Consider the following 17,341-nt stretch of genomic DNA (forward strand, 5'->3'; position numbering starts at 1 on the left):
GTGGCTATTAAGCTGCGTGTTTAACCTTTGTTAAGAAAGGCTGTGCGATGATAGTGCCGATCCGCTATTCCGAATTATGAACCCCGGGATAACGTACAGAATAAAATAGATCTATCCATGCAAGCATTCACCGCCAGTATCACTGGCGGTTTTTTTATGCCTGATTTTTACGATAGTCACGTGGTGAGAGGGCGAAACGCTGGCGAAAGTGATGGCGCAACGAGGCGGCGGTGGCAAATCCTGCCTGGGCTGCGACCTCCTCCATACTGAGATCGGCGTTAGCCAGCAGCGTTCGGGCACGCGCAAGACGCTCCTGTAAGATCCAACGTGCCGGGGTGGTGCCCGTAGCCTCATCAAAACGACGCAAAAAGGTTCGGGGGCTCATGCCAGCCAGCTTCGCAAGGGAGGCCACCGAGTGCGTGGCGGTAAGCTGACGGTGGAGATAGTCGAACACCTGTCCAAGCCGCTGGCTCTCTCGCGATCTGGCGACCGGTCGAGCGATCTGCTGGCTTTGCGAGCCGTCGCGATGGGGCTGAACAACCAGCCGCCGGGCCACGTTATTGGCGACGTCGGTGCCGTAGTCGAGGCGCACCAGATGCAAACAGAGATCGATCCCTGCCGCGCTGCCTGCCGATGTCAGCACGCTCTCCTCATGATAATAGAGCGCGTCATCAAGCACCTCGATGGCGGGATAGCGCTCCCGCAGCAGAGGTGTATAGCGCCAGTGGGTCGTGGCACGCTTGCCGTTAAGCAGCCCGGCGGCGGCCAGCACAAAAACCCCGGAACAGATGGACATAATTCGACAGCCTCGCGCATTGGCCTCGCGCAGCGCCTGACACAATGCCTCTGGGACCGGGCACTCCGCGCCGCGCCAGCCGGGGATAATAATGGTATCGGCCTGTGCCAGCAGCCCCAGGCCGCCATCGGCCACCAGCCGGATACCTCCGGTGGCACGCAGTTCACCTTCCTCTACCGACGCCACGGCAAAACGGTACCAGTTCTCCCCCAGCTCTGGGCGCGGCAGGCCAAATATCTCCACGGCGATGCCGAATTCAAACGTGCAGAGGCCGTCATAGGCAACGGCCACGACCAGCGGTCGGGGGGAAGGTAAGGTTGTCATTATCCTGGCGTTTTCTGGCATAGCGGTAGGCGGTGGGTCGATGAAGTTTACGTTAGTTTAGTGTTAACACAACCAAGGAGAAACTACCATGAGCTACGTAAGCGAATTTCCCGCCGCTCCCGCACAGCAGGCCGTTGCACATTTTCTACAGCGCCTGAGCGTCGAAACTGACTGCGCCGATGTCCACCATGCGTTAACCCACCATGAGCAGGATTTTGCCTTGCTGCACGTGGTTGGCAGCGCTGAGGCCTTTGCTAAACGCCATCTGCCTGGTGCGGTGCACCTCCCGCATAGCCAGATGACGGAGGAGAAAATGCGTGAGTGGCCCACCGGGACGCTGTTTGTTGTCTACTGCGCCGGGCCACACTGCAACGGTGCCGATCGCGCCGCGCTGAAACTGGCGCAGCTGGGCCTGCCGGTAAAGATCATGATCGGCGGTATCACCGGCTGGGAAGATGAAGGCTATGCCTTCGCCAGCGGTGATTAGCATTAGCAACATGAGTATTTTTCACGTCCCGTGAATTATTCTCGGTTGCATCGCGGCGAGGAGTGTGACATATTTTTAGACATATAGCCGTCCAGAAGGCTAAATCGTTTAAATCATGAACTATCACGTCGGGTTATCATTACCCGACGGCAAGGAGATCACCATGCAGCGTCACCACTCCCCGTTCCGCGCCGATGTTGTCGGCAGTTTCCTGCGCCCGGATGCTATTAAGCAGGCGCGTATTCAGTTTGCCGCGGGTGAAATCGATGCGGGCCAGCTCCGCGCGGTGGAAGACAGCGCGATCCGCGAGGTGGTTGAGCAGCAGTGTGCCTGCGGTCTGCACGTGGTCACCGACGGCGAATTCCGTCGCGCCTGGTGGCACTTTGACTTCTTTGACGGCCTGCAGGGCGTAGAGCGTTACGATTCCGACGCGGGTATTCAGTTCAACGGTGTCCAGACCAAAGCCCACGGCGTGCGCGTGACCGGCAAGCTGGGCTTCGGCGATCATCCGATGCTGGAAGACTTTCGCTTCCTGCAGAGCATTAGCGGCAGCGCCCAGCCCAAAATGACCATCCCCAGCCCGAGCGTGCTGCACTTCCGCGGCGGTCGGAAAGATATCGACAGCACGGTCTACCCGGAGCTGGACGCCTACTTTGACGATCTGGCAACCACCTGGCGCGACGCTATTCACGCGTTCTATGACGCAGGCTGCCGTTACCTGCAGCTTGACGATACGGTCTGGGCATACCTCTGCTCAGACGATCAGCGTCGTCAGGTCCGCGAGCGCGGCGAGGATCCTGATGAGCTGGCACGCATCTATGCTCGGGTATTGAACAAGGCGCTGGAGGGCAAGCCGGAGGATTTGACCATCGGTCTGCACGTTTGCCGCGGCAACTTCCGCTCAACCTGGATCTCCGAAGGCGGCTACGAGCCGGTGGCTGAAGTCCTCTTCGGCCAGGTCAACGTCGATGCCTTCTTCCTCGAGTATGACAACGATCGCTCCGGCGACTTCGCTCCGCTGCGCTTTATCCGTCCGGGTAAGCAGCAGGTCGTGCTGGGTCTGATTACCACGAAAAACGGCGAGCTGGAAAACCCGGAAGGGATCGAGGCGCGCATCAAGGAAGCGGCGCAGTATGTGGATATCAATCAGATCTGCCTCAGCCCGCAGTGCGGCTTCGCCTCGACGGAAGAGGGTAATAGCCTGACCGAAGCCCAGCAGTGGGATAAGGTCCGCCTGGTGACGCGCATTGCCGAACAGGTCTGGTAATCGTTAAAAGGGGCAGATTTCCTGCCCCTTTTTTTATGCTTTTGCCGCGCTGAGTCCACTATCCCACGGCCTGATCTGCATTCCGCGCAGCATCATCAGCCAGGCGAAAACAATGGTCGCCGCCAGGATGGCAAACAGCGTCCAGCCCGGCAGGGTGGTCAGAATAATGCCGGTGGCCAGTGGGTTCATCGCCGCACCAAGCCAGCCGAGGGCCTGGGCTGAAAAATAGCTCGCTTTCATGCCCGGCGGTGCAATATGGTCGATCAGCATGTATTCGCCCGGCGCATAAATGATCTCCCCAACAGTGAACACGGCGGCTGACAGCCCCCATAGCCAGAGCTGGCTGCCAGAGATCATAAAGCCCAGCAGGCCAAGAACAAAGCAGAGGGTGCCGACGGCCATCATGGGACGGATATTATTGGCCCGCAGCGTGCGGCCAATCACGTACTGAAACATGACCACGATAACCGCATTCACCGGCAGGACCAGTGCCACCACCTTCTGCGCAAAGGCATTATCGGCCACCGCCATCACGTACTGCGAAATGCAGGAGGCAAAGGAGCCGCTGACGAACGAGGCCAGCACGCCGGAGAGGGTAAACCACAGCAGGGCTTTATCGTGCAGCAAAAGTGACGGTGACCAGGGCTGGAGAGTCTCCTCTTCGCGCTTCACCATGACACGCTGGACCCAGAGCTGAATGAATACCAGCGGGAAGGCAGCGCAAGCCGCTGCCAGCCAGAAGGGCAGCTGGCTGCTCTGCATCACCAGCAGGGTGCCCAGCGGCGGGCCAATTGTCCAGCCGATGTTGAGAAACGAGTAGTTAAGCGAGAACACTTTTGACTTCGCCGCCGGCGCCAGCGTATCGGAGAAGTAGGCTTTAACGACGGTGGCGAAGACCGAGTAGGCGCAGTTGATAATGGAGAAGAAGATCACCACCAGCACCGCGTTATGGCTAAGGGGTATGCCGATAAAGCTGACCACGAAAATGGTGATAGCAATCAGCATGTAGCGCTTCTTATCAAACTTATCGGCAAGAATGCCAAAGCCGAGGCTGAAGAAGACGCCGACGGTCATGGCCACGGTCATGGCAAATCCGACCTGATCAACCGCCATACCGTACTGGCTGTTGAGGTAGATTGTCATGAACGGCAGCGTAGCGCCGCGACCGATGGTTAACAGCAGTGATGAAGCAAGTAGTGCGATGATGGAGCGTTGCTGAGATGTGATCATGTTGTATCCGACAGTGCAGTGTTTTTTATTTTTTGCGTTCACTATCAGCAATACCACGCTAAACGCGCACTGTATAGCGACTACATTTCTCACAGCACACGGCGTGACCTACCGAATATTGTGATCTGTCTCTAGACATATTTTTACGATAACGTAACATTTTTACAAAAGCTGAATCTTCAGGGGCAGGTATGACGCGGAAAGACGGACTACTGGCAATGCTGGTGGTAGTAGTGTGGGGACTTAATTTTGTCGTGATTAAGGTCGGGCTGCACAATATGCCCCCCCTAATGTTGGCAGGTCTGCGTTTTGTGCTGGTGGCCTTTCCTGCGCTGCTATTTGTTGCCCGGCCGAAGGTGCCGCTGCGTCTGCTGCTGGGTTACGGCCTGACCATCAGCTTTGGCCAGTTTGCCTTTCTGTTTAGCGCGATCAAGTTTGGCATGCCCGCCGGGCTGGCCTCCCTGGTCTTGCAGGCGCAGGCATTCTTTACCATTGTCCTTGGGGCAGCAACCTTCGGCGAACGGCTTCAGCTTAAGCAGGTGCTGGGAATTACCCTGGCGATCTTTGGCGTGCTGGTACTGGCGGAATCCAGCCTCACCGGTCAGGACGTGACCGTGCTGGGCTTTATGCTGACTCTGGCGGCCGCCTTCAGTTGGGCCTGCGGCAATATCTTCAACAAAAAGATCATGCAGCATTCGTCACGCCCGGCGGTGATGTCGCTGGTGGTCTGGAGCGCGCTGATCCCAGTGGTACCCTTTATGGTTGCCTCGCTGATCTTCGATGGCCCGGCGCTGATGCTGCAAAGTCTGGTGCAGATTGATATCACCACCGTGCTGTCGCTGATCTATCTGGCGTTTGTCGCTACCATCATTGGCTACGGGATCTGGGGGACGCTGCTTGGGCGCTACGAAACCTGGCGCGTTGCGCCGCTCTCGCTGCTGGTGCCAGTGGTTGGCATGGCCAGCGCCGCGCTGTTATTGGGGGAGACGCTAAATGGTCTGCAGCTACTGGGCGCTGCGCTGATCATGGCTGGCCTGTACATCAATATCTTTGGCTTCCGTCTGTGGCCGTCGGTCGCGGCACGCTAAAAAAAAGCCCCGCACAGGGCGGGGCAAGAACGTATTAGCCGTGCTTAGTTGTAATAGGGCACGCCTAACTCGTCGGATTTATCACTTCCGGAACCCATATGATTTAAGTCAAACGGTGACTGGTCATGGGCGGAAGGCATAATCATCGCGTCGCGCTGGTTTTGTTCACTAGGGCGCGGCTGCTCCGCATTGCTATAGCCAGAAAACAGCGCCAGCAGGGTAAGGGCGGCGGAGACGGTAAACTTCATGATTTCCTCGATACGTCTAAATACAGGCGGTTAACAGTTGTAATGGTTTAGCGGCAGCAGATAACGGGCCTCACCGTGCATACTGGTCATGCGATACTTATGCGGCGGCACGTCGAAATAGTTTTTAAACGTTCGGGTCAACGTCTGCTGTGACTCAAAGCCGTAGCGCTCTGCCAGGTAGAGAATCGGCTCGTTGCTCTGCTTAAGCTTCTGTGCGATTTCAGTAAGCTTGCGGCTGCGGATATAGTGACCTAATGAGTGCCCGGTCTCTTTCTTAAACATCCGTTGCAGGTGCCATTTTGAATAACCCGAACGCTCGGAGACTTTCTCCAGCGACAGCGGTGACTCCAGGTTATCCTCGATCCAGTCCAATATGCTATGAATAGTAATGGCGTCATTATTGCGTCTGGACATCATTATACCTCTTCTGTTTACGGCAGTATTTTCTTGAGCAAGTACTCAAGGGTTGCCACTTCATCTGCCGTTAAGTTTTTTGTTAGTTCCTGATGCAGGTCTTGCCCCACTAATTTATGGCCTTGCTCACAAAGCGCTGCGCCGTCAGCAGTAAGCTGGATCAGCACGCCGCGCTTGTCATGCGGATTAGGCTGACGCTCAATCCAGCCTTTGCATACCAGTCGATCCAGCATGCGGGTGAGTGCCCCGAGATCGACAGACAGCACTTTTTTCAGCTCCACCGGCGTGATGCAGGTCGCGCAGCGGATAGAGCAGAGCACCTTAAACTGCGTCGCCGTGATATCCAGCGGCGAAAGGTAATCGTTTAATAAGCGATCTTTTTTCTGGTTGACCATGTGGATCAAGCGGCCCAGTGGGATGATTTCGTTGAACAAGTCACTGGTGCTTTTCACGATGGTTGCCCCGGCAAGTAGATTAGTCACGGCAGATACTATTGCCGGGGCAACTATAAGTCAACTGAATGCATTAACTTATGCCACAATTTGCTAAAACGTTTCACGTACCAATTTTTTAGCAATAACTAATAAATTAATAACTGTAGTTTATACATTGGCTTAGCGTATTGTCCGCTGCACATGCAGGGGCTTTGCGCATATAATAGGCATCTACGTATCCGCTTCATGGAGTGCACCTTATGCAGGATCTGTTCAGGGCAATTGGATTAGGACTGGTGGTATTACTGCCGCTGGCGAACCCGTTGACTACCGTCGCGCTGTTTCTTGGCCTGGCGGGCAATATGAATGCCGCCGAACGTAATCGCCAGTCACTGATGGCGTCGGTTTACGTATTTGCCATTATGATGGTTGCCTGGTATGCCGGGCAGGTGGTGATGAATACCTTTGGTATCTCGATTCCGGGGCTGCGCATCGCCGGGGGACTGATCGTCGCCTTTATCGGATTCAGGATGCTCTTTCCCCAGCAGAAAGCACATGAGTCCCCGGAGGCCAGGAGCAAAACGGCGGAACTGATAGAGGAGCCGGACGCCAATATCGCGTTTGTCCCGCTGGCGATGCCCAGCACCGCCGGCCCGGGAACCATCGCGATGATCATCAGCTCGGCTTCCACCCTGCGTCACAGCTCTACCTTTCCGGATTGGGTGATCCTGGCTGCACCGCCGCTGATTTTCCTGCTTGTGTCGGTGATCCTTTGGGGCTGTCTGCGTAGTTCGGGCGCGGTGATGCGGCTGGTGGGAAAAAGCGGTATTGAGGCCATCTCACGGTTGATGGGCTTTCTGCTGGTCTGCATGGGGGTACAGTTTATTATCAACGGCGTGCTGGAGATTATCTCCAGCTACCCACTCTCATAGTAACGAAAACGTAGGCCGGGTAAGCGCAGCGCCACCCGGCGTAAACGCTATTGGGTCTGCTCTTCAAGCTCAGTGTGCTCTTCCAGCACCGTAGGCCAACGGCGGAATATCACCACCGACCACACCAGCGCCGCCAGAGCGGGGACTGCGCCAACGTAACCCACGTTAGCCATCGACCAGTGCAGGCTTACCTGGTTGCCTACCAGCGCGCCCGCGCCGATGCCGAGGTTAAAGATCCCTGAGAAGAGCGCCATCGCCACGTCGGTGGCGTCCGGGGCCAGCGACAATACCTTCACCTGCATACCGAGGCCGATGATCATAATCGCAACGCCCCAGAATCCGCCGAGCACGGCAAGGTACGTTGTGCTGTGCGAGGCAGGCAGCATCAGCACCAGCGAGAGGGTCAGAACGGCAATAGCACCGCTGACCAGCGTGGAGGCGTGCAGGTTGCCCAGCTTGCCAAACAGGATGCTGCCGATGATCCCTGCGCCGCCCAGGATCAGCAGCAGCACGGTAGCGAAGCTGGCACTCAGCCCCGCCACGTGCTGCACAAACGGCTCAATGTAGCTATAGGCGGTGTAGTGCGCGGTTACCACGACTACCGTCAGCAGGTAGATACTCATCAGCGCCGGGCGACGAACCAGCAGCGGCAAGCTTTTCAACGAGCCAGAGTGTTCGCTTGGCAGCTTCGGCAGCAGCTTCGCCAGGCAGAGCAGGGTGATCAGCGCCCCAATGCCGATAATAAAGAAGGTGGTACGCCAGCCGAAGTATTGTCCGACGATCCGGCCTATCGGCAGCCCCAGCACCATCGCCAGCGCCGTACCGGTGGCCAGCAGGCTAAGCGCCTGGGCACGCTTGCCCGGCGGGGCCACGCGAATAGCGAGCGAGGCGGTGATCGACCAGAAGATAGCATGCGCGAACGCAATGCCAATCCGGCTCACCACCAGCACGGTAAAGTTCCACGCCAGGAAGGAGAGCACGTGGCTGGCAATAAACAGCACAAACAGCACGATCAGCAGCTTGCGCCGCTCTACCTGGCTGGTGAGCAGCATAAACGGCAGCGACAGCAGCGCCACAACCCAGGCATAGATGGTGAGCATAATGCCCACTTCCGGGGTTTGCATGCCGAAGCTATCGGCGATGTCAGAGAGCAGTCCGACAGGAACAAATTCAGTGGTATTGAAGATGAAAGCCGCAATGGCCAACGTCACGACGCGCAGCCACGCAACTTTGCGTGAAACAGTGTTCGTTGTCATAAGGTTATAGTAGTGTTGATGAGGGGAAAAGATGGGGCGATCTTAAAACGTTCACTGGCGAAAACACAATCATTTTGTGATTTAGATCCCATTTTAAACCCGTAATAAAAACGCTCTTTTCCCTAACGTTGATGGAAGCCATGAAAAAACGGGAATTTATCACTCAGGATCTGCTCAGCAAGATCTTCCAGACGGCCAGCGAGCCGTTACATAAATTACCCGCCGAGCGCGAACTTGCCGAAGAGTATGGCGTGTCGCGCTACACCGTGCGGGAAGCGTTAAAAAAGCTGGTCAGCATCGGCATTATTCGTATCGTGCAGGGCTCGGGTATATACGTCAGCGAAAACGCGCGCAGCAATCCGCTGGTCTACAACTCCATCACCGAAAAACGCTTTAATCAAATGCGCTATCGCCTGCTCAGCCTGCATAAACGGTTGCCCAGCAAAGAGCAGCAGCAGGTATTTGGCATCGGGGAAAATGAGTGGCTGTGGTACTTCTGTCGCCTGCGCTACGTGGACGAGCGCTGTACGCAGATTGAAACCTCCAGCCTGCCGCTGGCGCGCTTTCCCGATCTCAATCAGCAAGTAATCGAAAGCTCACTGCAACGCTATGCCATCGGTAAAGGCCTGACGCTGTCCCACTTCCTCACCCATTATCAGGCGGTGGCGGTGGATAAAGCCCAGGCCGCGCTGCTCGGCTGCAAACGCGGCACGCCCGCCATGAAAATCACCAATCGCGGCATACTTTCCGGCAGCGAAGTGTGGATCTTAAGCGAAGTGATCGACATTCATTACGAATGTACCTACGTTACGCCGTTCAACGCTGACAACCTGCGCTTTCGCAGCGGCAGTTAAGGCGTGTGCATCGCCCCGTTCGGCAGGCGGCTTTGCGTCCATTCGTGTGGACGATAGACCACCGGGAAACGCGCCAGCGCCGCTTCATCCACCTGTATGCCAATCCCCGGACGATCGAGCGGATACATATATCCGCCCTCCGCCTGCGGCGCGTCGGGGAACAGTGCCAGGGTATTGGTCTGGGCCGGGATAAACTCCTGAATCGCTGCGTTGTGCAGGTGAATATTAAGATGGGTATTCACCGCCACGCCGACGGGGGTCATATCCGGCGGCCCGTGCCACGCCAGCCGCACGCCAAACGCCTGACACAGCACCGCCAACTTGAGCGCGGGGGTAATGCCGCCGATCTGCGACACATGGCAGCGGATAAAATCGATCTGCCGGTTGACGATCAAATCGTGCCACTCGGCCGGGTTGTTAAACAGCTCGCCCATCGCCAGCGGCACGCTGCTGTGTGCTCTAATCTGCGCTAACCAACCGCTCTGCTGCGGCGACACGATATCTTCCAAAAACCACGGCTGATAAGGCTCCAGCGCCTTCGCCAGCTGAATCGCCTGCTGCGGGAACAGTCGCTCATGTACATCATGCAGAATATGAAAACGGTGGCCGTACTTCTCGCGCAGGGCTTTAAACATGGCGATAGTATTTGCCATGTATTCGTCCTGATCGTAATAGGCACCCGCCGTCGGTTCGCGTGTGGCATGAAGATCCTGCGGTGTGCCGCCGTAAAAACCGAGCTGGCAGCGAATGTAGCGATAACCTTGTGAGAGCAGAGCATCTACCTGAGGATAGAGGTCATCCATGCTTTCACCGGCAGCATGACTGTAAACCGCAATCGCGTCTTTCGATTTACCGCCGAACAGCTGATAGAGCGGCATACCCGCCAGCTGGCCTTTGATATCCCACAGCGCCATATCCACGCCCGCAATGGCGTTGTTCATCACCGGACCATTTCGCCAGTAGGCGTTCACCTGCATCATCTGCCACAGATCTTCGATGTGGTTGCCATCGCGCCCCATCAACAGTGGTTTCAGGTATTCATCCACCATGGTTTTTACCGCCAGCGGCCGCTGCTGAAACGTGGCGCAGCCATAGCCGACGATATTCTTATCGGTGGTGACTTTGACCAGCACCAGGTTGTGACGATCCGGGCGGGTGATGAAACATTCAACGTTGGTGATTAAAGTGGGTGTCATGGTCGCTCCTGACGGCTGACTGAAAGCAGAGTACGGGGACTATTATTCCTGCTCTTATTTACCGATTTCCAGCACTTTATTTTGGTCCGCGCAGGGAAGGTAAATGATAAAAAAACCAGACCAATTTGCCCTGATTGTTGCTCATCTCGCCTTTGTATGTGGGTTATGTGAGCATTGTCACTTTTTATTGGTCTGTTTATCACCGCCACCTTCCCGTAGACTTCTTCAGCATTGAACATGCCGTCATCAAGGCAGATAAGGAGCCAGCAAATGAGTAATCCAGCCATCATCAACGCGCTAATTCAAGGCGTTGGCGGTCGAGAAAATATCAATAAAGTCTGGCACTGCATGACGCGTCTGCGCTTCGATCTGGTGGATGAGGCGAAGATCAACCAACAGGCCGTGACCCAGCTACCTGGCGTATTGGGCGCACAGCTGCAAAGCGAGCAGTATCAGGTCATTATCGGCCCGCAGGTAAATCACTGGTATCAACAGATAGGCGGCGACGTGACCGCTGAGCCAACCGGTGAGGCACCTGCCAAAGCCAGAAAAGGCTTAATTTCGCTGTTTATGGATACGGTGTCCGGCGTGTTTGGCCCCATCGTACCGGCTATCGCGGGTGCGGGGATGATCAAAGGCTTGCTGGCCGGTTTTATTGCCATGAATCTCCTATCAGCCAAAAGTGACACTGTCATGGTGATCGATATGATCGCCAGCGGCGTGTTCTGGTTCCTGCCGTTTTTCCTGGCGGTATCCGCCGCCAAAATGTTTAAAACCAACGAATATTTAGCGGCAGCCGTGGTTGCCTGCTTGATGTATCCCTCCTTGATCGAGGCGGCCAAGCAGCTGTCGAGCGGTGCGCCGGGGGCAGTGCAGGCCTACTGGTTTGCCGGTGTGCTGCCGGTGTCGATATTTAACTACGCCTCTAGCGTTATTCCCGTCATCTTTTCGGTGCTGGCGTTGAGCTATATCCATCGCGCGGTGGATCGCGTCATGCCGGAGGTGCTGAGAACCGTGTTTACGCCGACCCTAACGCTGTTTATCACTGCGCTGGTGGCGTTGGTGGTGATTGGTCCGGTGGGTATCTGGCTGGGCAAAGGCCTTGCGTGGTGTATTCAGGGCCTGTTTGACACCTCATCGGTGCTGGCAGGGTTGATCGTGGGCGCGATCCGTCCGGTGGCAATCCTCACCGGCATGCATCATGCGATGACGCCCATTGCCCTACAAAACTTCAGCGAACACGGCTACGACATGCTGATGCCGATGATTGCATGGCCAACATGGCCATTGCCGGCGCCACCTTCGCTATCTGGTTCCAGAATCGTCATCGCGACGATCGCACCGTGACGCTCTCTGCGGCCATATCTGCGCTGCTGGGCATCACCGAACCGGCGCTATTTGGCGTACTGACCAAAGAGAAACGCGCGTTTATTGCCGCGACGATTGCCAGCAGCGTGGCGTCGGCGTTTATCGCTTTCTTTGGCGTGCGGCTGTTTGGCTACATTCTTTCCAGCATCTTCAGCCTGCCAGCCTACATCGGCCCGTGGTTCCCGTATGCCATCTCCGGCGTGCTGATCTCGCTGGTAATGTCGTTTAGCCTGACGCTGCTGTTAGTGCGTCGCGGTGCGGCAAGCTAACGACAATTGACAACTATCAGGGCAGGCGGGCGATGTTAGCGGCAATGACGCTTGCCGAGTGTTGGAACTTCGCCTGCTCATCCTCGGCCAGCTGCAGTTCAATGATCTGCTGGACGCCGTTCTGGGCCAGCACGGCTGGCACGCCGATGGCGATATCTTTCGCGCCATACTCTCCGTCAAGCACGCAGGAGATGGCTAACGCCCGATGGCTACCGGTGAAGATATTGCGGCAGATCTCGACGATAGTTCCGGCAATGCCGTACTCGGTGCAGCCTTTACGGGCGTAGATATCAAAACCTTGACGGCGAACCTGCTCCGCCAGACGCTCACGATCCAACTCTTGACCGGTCTTGCGCCGATAGACTTCGGCGATAGGTGAGCCGTACACCGAGGAGTGAGACCAGACCGGGAATTGGGTATCGCCATGCTCGCCAAGGATAAAGGCATCAATGCTCTGCGCGCCAATATCCAGCGACTGGGCAAGAGAGCGGCGCAGACGGGTGGTATCCAGCCATACGCCAGTGCCAATCACCTGGTTACGCGGCAGGCCAGAGAGCTTCCACACCTGCCAGGTAATAATGTCACACGGGTTGGTGGCGATCAGAAAGATGCCGTTGAAGCCGTTCTCCATCATCTGTGGCACAATCTTTTTGACGATTTTGGCCGTATTGGTCAGCTCGTCCAGCCGGGTTTGGCCGGGCAGAAGCGGCCCGCCGGAGACGGTGATCACTGCGATATCGACATCCGCACACTCGCTGACGTCACGGGTTGAGATAGTCATCATCCCTGGCATATAAGCTGCTGCATCTGCCAGATCCTGGGCGTGCCCCTCGACGCGATCGCGGTTAAGATCGACCAGAATCAGCTCTTCGGCTATGTTCTGATTTAGCAGGGCGTAGGCAGCCGATGCACCGACGTTGCCGGTACCAATAATCATGACCTTACGGGCTTTGGTATTCATTCTTTTTCCGTTAACCGTTAATAGCGACCGTTTAAAAATATCCCTTGCCGCGCATCAGCGCAATATGTTGAAACATCTATACTATTATCCTATGGCGTCTGCGGCCGCTCTTGCAGCAGGGCGATGAACGCCTCCAGCGGGCGGCTCTTTGCGTCTCTACGCCATACCAGCCAGGTGGTCAGCCAGCGCCACTCCTCTGCCAGCGGCCAGGCAGAAACCTGATGATGTCCAGGCATGCTCTCCAGCATGCTGCGCGGCATCAGCGCCAGCCCGGCTCCGGCGATGGCGCAGGCCAGCATGCCGTGGTAGGACTCCATCTCATGAATTTTGCCGGGCATGGCACCGGCTGCCTTGAACCAGCTCTCAAAATGGCGGCGGTAGGAGCAGTTAGCGCGAAACGCGTAGATGCTTGCACCGTTAACCTGTGTGGCGTCGCTGATGGCGGCATGTCCGCCAGGGGCGACGATCATCATCTCCTCCCGATAGACCGGGATCCCCTCCAGCCCAGGGTGCATCAACGGCCCGTCAACGAACGCCGCGCTGAGCCGACCCTCGACCACGCCGTCGATCATGGTCCCGGACGGGCCGGTGGCGAGGTCAAACTGGATGCGGGGATAGCGCTGGTTGAATTCGGCCAGGGTAGGGGGAATACGCACGGCGGCCGTGCTCTCTAGCGAACCGAGCGAAAACAGCCCCTGCGGCTCATCACCCGCTACCACGCTGCGCGCCTCCGCCACCAGATCGAGGATCTGCTGGCTGTAGCGTAAAAAGCTATGCCCGGCGGGAGAGAGACGCAGCCGCTGGTTTTCACGGATAAAGAGATCCACCCCCAAGTCCGCCTCCAGCTGGCGGATGCGCGTAGTCAGGTTCGATGGAACCCGATGCACCCGCTGCGCGGCCTGGGTAATGCTGCCGGTCTGTGCCACGGCGTTAAACATCTCAAGCTGGGTTAAATCCATGCTGTTCTCGATTTGTGAATGGTTAGGTTAATATTATTCAGTTTTCAGAAATAGCAGAGTAGACCAGGATAAAGCAAGTTCCCTGTTTAGAAGAGAGATAAATAATGTCCATTTCCGCAAAAACGCATGCCTTATCCATCAATCCGGCAACCGGCGAGCAGCTCTCGGCGCGTCCGTGGGCTACCTCGGCAGAGGTCGAGTCCTCTCTGGCCGCCGCGCAGCAGGGTTTCCGCCAGTGGCGGGAGCAGAGCGTAGCGCAGCGCGCTCAGGGGCTACGTAACGTGGGGGTGGTTCTGCGCCAGCACGGCGAGAAGATGGCGCAGCTGATTAGCGCCGAGATGGGTAAACCCATTCTGCAAGCCCGAGCTGAAGTGGCGAAGTCCGCTAACCTCTGCGACTGGTACGCCGAACACGGCCCGGCAATGCTGGCGAGCGAGCCGACCCAGGTGGAAAATAACCAGGCGGTGATTGAGTACCGTCCGCTGGGGGCTATTCTGGCGGTAATGCCGTGGAACTTCCCGGTCTGGCAGGTACTGCGCGGCGCAGTGCCGATCCTGCTGGCGGGCAACAGCTATCTGCTCAAGCATGCCCCCAACGTGCTGGGCTGCGCCGAGCTGCTGGGGGATATTTTTCGCGAGGCGGATATTCCGGCGGGTGTCTTTGGCTGGGTGAACGCCACCAATGAAGGCGTAAGCCAGGCGATTAACGATCCGCGCATTGCCGCCGTGACCGTTACCGGTAGCGTGCGTGCCGGGGCGGCCATCGGGGCTCAGGCGGGTGCGGCGCTGAAAAAATGCGTGCTGGAGCTGGGCGGATCCGATCCCTTCATCGTGCTCAACGATGCCTCGCTCGATCTGGCCGTGAAAGCGGCGGTTGCCGGTCGTTATCAGAATACCGGGCAGGTCTGCGCGGCGGCGAAACGCTTTATCGTTGAGGCAGGGGTGGCAGACGCCTTTACCGAAAAATTTGTAGCTGCCGCGGCGGCGCTGAAGCTGGGCGCACCGGACGTTGAAGAGAACTACCTTGGGCCAATGGCGCGTTACGATCTGCGCGACGAGCTGCATGCCCAGGTTGAGGCGACCCTGAACGAAGGCGCGACGCTGCGCCTTGGCGGGGAGAAAATCAGCGGGGAGGGCAACTACTATCCGGCAACGGTGCTGACCGGCGTTACCTCTGAGATGACCGCGTTCCGTCAGGAGCTGTTTGGCCCGGTAGCGACCATTACCGTCGCGGATGACGCAGAGCATGCCTTGCAGCTCGCCAACGACAGCGACTTTGGTCTCTCCGCAACGATTTTCAGCGCGGATGAAGCGCGGGCAAACGCCCTGGCATCGCGCCTGGAGTGCGGCGGGGTATTTATCAACGGCTACAGCGCCAGCGATGCCCGCGTGGCGTTCGGCGGCGTGAAGAAGAGCGGCTTTGGGCGCGAGCTGTCACACTTCGGCCTGCGGGAGTTCTGCAACGTGCAGACGGTGTGGAAAGATCGCCTTTAATCATCATTGTTAATCCGCGCGGCACCGGTGTTCATTCCGCGGTGCCGCGCTGTCATGGTTCTGTCATTTTTGTTTCGTAGACTCACGCGCAGTGTGTGGCTACAGCAGAATGGTTACAGAAGAATATCATGAACTTAACTAAAATTTTCCCCTCTCTATTTCGCCGGGCTACGCCGCGGCAGTTTGGCCTGCTGGCAGGGATATTGTGCATTATCGGCTTGTTCTCCGCGCTTCAGATCTCCTCATCTTTTCTCCTCTCCCGTTCCCTTCACGACGCCCAGCATCATGAGCGGCTTAATCAGCAGGCGCTTCTTCAACAGTCAAAGGTTGATGAAGCACGCGTGGCGCTGCTGGCGGCCAGCGATCTGCTTAACCGCGCAGGGGTCTATTTTATGCAGGATCAGGCCACCGGCTCCGAGGGCAGCTGGCATAGCCTGATGGACGAGGCCCAGCAGGCGCTGGCGACGTCGCAAAAGAGCTGGCAGGCGTGGCGGGCGCTCAATCCACCCGAGGATGAAGCGCTGATAAACAGCTACCAGCTCTTCTATGGTGCGATTAAAGAGCAGGCGGATGCCTTGACCCGCACGCAGTCCATCGATGCCTTTTTTGCCGTCCCGGCCCAGGCGTTCCAGGCCGACTTCAACGATAACTTTGCCCGCTTCCGCACGGCCAGTGATGCACGCGCAGAGGAGGGCAGGCAGACGCTGATGTCCCGCCTGGCCGATCTGCAATACCTCTTTATTCTCGGGCCAGCCCTGTTGCTGATCATCGCCATCGCCGTCTGGTTTGGCATGTCGCGCTGGGTGATCGCCCCGCTCAAGCGGCTGATTACCCATATCAATCTTCTGGCGGCAGGGGATCTCTCTGTGTCCCCGCCGCCGGTGACCTGTTTCAACCGGGAGATCGGTCAGCTCAGCGTCAGCATTGAGGCCATGCAGCGGGGACTTCAACAGCTGGTGACCCAGGTCAGCGATGCCACCGCCTCGATGGTAAACAACATCGATAGCCTGGCGCAGGGAAACCAGAAGCTCTATCAGCAGTCCGCTCGCCAGGCGAAAGAGCTGGATGAGGTGACGGCCAACATTGCCGAACTGGAGTCTCACGTTGAGGGCAACACTGGCTATGCGAAACTCGCCAGCCAGCGCGCCGACGAGGCCCGCCAGGCTGCCGCCGGGGGCGACAGAATGATGGATACCGTCAATGAATCTATGCAGGCGATTGTCGCCCGCTCGGATGAGATGCGCGGCATCGTGGCGCTGATCGATAACGTGGCGTTCCAGACCAATATTCTGGCCCTTAACGCGGCCATCGAGGCCGCCCACGCGGGTAATCATGGTCGTGGCTTTGCCGTGGTGGCAAAAGAGGTTGGGCTGCTGGCGCGCAAAAGCAGCCACTCGACGCAGACAATCCAGACCCTGATCCAGCACTCATTGCAGGGGATAGAGGCGGGCTCGCAGGCGGTGAATCGGCTGGAGAATAACCTCCAGCAGGTCACGGGCCTGGTGGGGCACCTCAGCGGCCTGCTGAATGATATCTCTCAGGCGACGCTAAACCAGGGAGAGAACATTCATCAGATGACGCGCCAGCTGCACGGTCTGAACCAGGTCGCCCGCCGCACCGGCGAGCTGGTGAGCACCGCCGCCGAGGCGTCACAGCAGCTGCACGATGATTCCCGACAGCTTATGCAGGCGGTAACGCGTTTTCGACTTCCAGCCTGACGCTCGCCGCGTGGCTCTGATATACTCGCAGGCCTTTTTTAGCCGGT

At 57.4% G+C, this 17,341-nt stretch carries 16 protein-coding genes and 1 pseudogene; 8 read left to right on the plus strand and 9 right to left on the minus strand.

Annotated elements, in window-relative coordinates:
* Positions 1 to 154 precede the first annotated feature (154 nt).
* Complete coding sequence (gene ftrA / locus FN633_RS01305; RefSeq protein ID WP_154056474.1) at positions 155 to 1,141, minus strand: transcriptional regulator FtrA; 987 nt, start codon at positions 1,139 to 1,141, stop codon at positions 155 to 157.
* A 67-nt stretch (positions 1,142 to 1,208) separates the two neighbouring features.
* Here ftrA and FN633_RS01310 point away from each other — a divergent pair, with 67 nt between their 5' ends.
* Positions 1,209 to 1,607, plus strand: coding sequence for a rhodanese-like domain-containing protein (locus tag FN633_RS01310; RefSeq protein WP_154056475.1), 399 nt, complete (start codon positions 1,209 to 1,211; stop codon positions 1,605 to 1,607).
* A 163-nt stretch (positions 1,608 to 1,770) separates the two neighbouring features.
* Complete coding sequence (locus FN633_RS01315; protein ID WP_154058787.1) at positions 1,771 to 2,874, plus strand: cobalamin-independent methionine synthase II family protein; 1,104 nt, start codon at positions 1,771 to 1,773, stop codon at positions 2,872 to 2,874.
* A 33-nt stretch (positions 2,875 to 2,907) separates the two neighbouring features.
* Here FN633_RS01315 and ydeE read toward each other — a convergent pair whose 3' ends face one another.
* Positions 2,908 to 4,104, minus strand: coding sequence for an efflux MFS transporter YdeE (gene ydeE / locus FN633_RS01320; protein WP_154056476.1), 1,197 nt, complete (start codon positions 4,102 to 4,104; stop codon positions 2,908 to 2,910).
* Positions 4,105 to 4,295: 191 nt separating this feature from the next.
* On the opposite strand from ydeE, the gene eamA reads away from it, so the two are divergent.
* On the plus strand, positions 4,296 to 5,192 hold the full coding sequence (gene eamA / locus FN633_RS01325) for an O-acetylserine/cysteine exporter (protein ID WP_154056477.1): 897 nt from the start codon (positions 4,296 to 4,298) through the stop codon (positions 5,190 to 5,192).
* Positions 5,193 to 5,236: 44 nt separating this feature from the next.
* Here eamA and marB read toward each other — a convergent pair whose 3' ends face one another.
* Genes marB through marR form a run of 3 tightly spaced genes read right to left on the minus strand, consistent with a single transcriptional unit; the run spans position 5,237 to position 6,306 of the window.
* A complete protein-coding gene (gene marB, locus FN633_RS01330; RefSeq protein WP_154056478.1) occupies positions 5,237 to 5,440 on the minus strand; it encodes a multiple antibiotic resistance protein MarB in 204 nt (67 codons plus the stop codon).
* A gap of 30 nt (positions 5,441 to 5,470) precedes the next feature.
* Complete coding sequence (gene marA, locus FN633_RS01335; RefSeq protein WP_042395197.1) at positions 5,471 to 5,854, minus strand: MDR efflux pump AcrAB transcriptional activator MarA; 384 nt, start codon at positions 5,852 to 5,854, stop codon at positions 5,471 to 5,473.
* A gap of 17 nt (positions 5,855 to 5,871) precedes the next feature.
* Positions 5,872 to 6,306 carry a multiple antibiotic resistance transcriptional regulator MarR gene (gene marR, locus FN633_RS01340; RefSeq protein WP_042395082.1) on the minus strand — a complete coding sequence of 145 codons (435 nt, stop codon included), beginning with the start codon at positions 6,304 to 6,306 and terminating at the stop codon, positions 5,872 to 5,874.
* Between the two features lie 242 nt (positions 6,307 to 6,548).
* On the opposite strand from marR, the gene FN633_RS01345 reads away from it, so the two are divergent.
* Positions 6,549 to 7,220, plus strand: a complete 672-nt coding sequence (locus FN633_RS01345; protein ID WP_154056479.1) for a MarC family NAAT transporter — start codon at positions 6,549 to 6,551, stop codon at positions 7,218 to 7,220.
* 47 nt (positions 7,221 to 7,267) lie between these two features.
* Here the strand turns inward: FN633_RS01345 and FN633_RS01350 are convergent, their stop codons facing one another.
* Positions 7,268 to 8,476: a sugar transporter gene (locus tag FN633_RS01350; RefSeq protein ID WP_154056480.1), complete on the minus strand. Its 1,209-nt coding sequence runs from the start codon at positions 8,474 to 8,476 to the stop codon at positions 7,268 to 7,270.
* Positions 8,477 to 8,616: 140 nt separating this feature from the next.
* Between FN633_RS01350 and FN633_RS01355 the strand changes: the two genes are divergently transcribed.
* The gene (locus tag FN633_RS01355; protein ID WP_154056481.1) at positions 8,617 to 9,330 is read left to right on the plus strand and encodes a GntR family transcriptional regulator; all 714 of its coding nucleotides are present in this window, start codon (positions 8,617 to 8,619) and stop codon (positions 9,328 to 9,330) included.
* Here FN633_RS01355 and FN633_RS01360 read toward each other — a convergent pair.
* Positions 9,327 to 10,526: an enolase C-terminal domain-like protein gene (locus FN633_RS01360; protein WP_154056482.1), complete on the minus strand. Its 1,200-nt coding sequence runs from the start codon at positions 10,524 to 10,526 to the stop codon at positions 9,327 to 9,329. The genes FN633_RS01355 and FN633_RS01360 overlap by 4 nt on opposite strands.
* Positions 10,527 to 10,796: 270 nt before the next feature.
* Between FN633_RS01360 and FN633_RS01365 the strand changes: the two are divergent.
* Positions 10,797 to 12,163: pseudogene (locus tag FN633_RS01365) on the plus strand (PTS transporter subunit EIIC).
* Between the two features lie 16 nt (positions 12,164 to 12,179).
* Here the strand turns inward: FN633_RS01365 and FN633_RS01370 are convergent.
* Complete coding sequence (locus tag FN633_RS01370; RefSeq protein ID WP_042395098.1) at positions 12,180 to 13,124, minus strand: L-lactate dehydrogenase; 945 nt, start codon at positions 13,122 to 13,124, stop codon at positions 12,180 to 12,182.
* An 89-nt stretch (positions 13,125 to 13,213) separates the two neighbouring features.
* A complete protein-coding gene (ptrR, locus tag FN633_RS01375) occupies positions 13,214 to 14,083 on the minus strand; it encodes a putrescine utilization regulator PtrR (RefSeq protein ID WP_154056483.1) in 870 nt (289 codons plus the stop codon).
* A gap of 104 nt (positions 14,084 to 14,187) precedes the next feature.
* On the opposite strand from ptrR, the gene sad reads away from it, so the two are divergent.
* Together sad and FN633_RS01385 are read left to right on the plus strand one after the other, a co-directional pair.
* Positions 14,188 to 15,576: a succinate-semialdehyde dehydrogenase gene (gene sad / locus FN633_RS01380; RefSeq protein WP_154056484.1), complete on the plus strand. Its 1,389-nt coding sequence runs from the start codon at positions 14,188 to 14,190 to the stop codon at positions 15,574 to 15,576.
* A 128-nt stretch (positions 15,577 to 15,704) separates the two neighbouring features.
* Positions 15,705 to 17,294 (plus strand): methyl-accepting chemotaxis protein, encoded by a 1,590-nt coding sequence (locus FN633_RS01385; protein ID WP_154056485.1) that lies wholly within the window; start codon positions 15,705 to 15,707, stop codon positions 17,292 to 17,294.
* Positions 17,295 to 17,341: the final 47 nt, after the last annotated feature.

It is taken from the genome of Pseudescherichia vulneris (assembly GCF_902164725.1).
GTDB classification, from domain to species: domain Bacteria; phylum Pseudomonadota; class Gammaproteobacteria; order Enterobacterales; family Enterobacteriaceae; genus Pseudescherichia; species Pseudescherichia vulneris.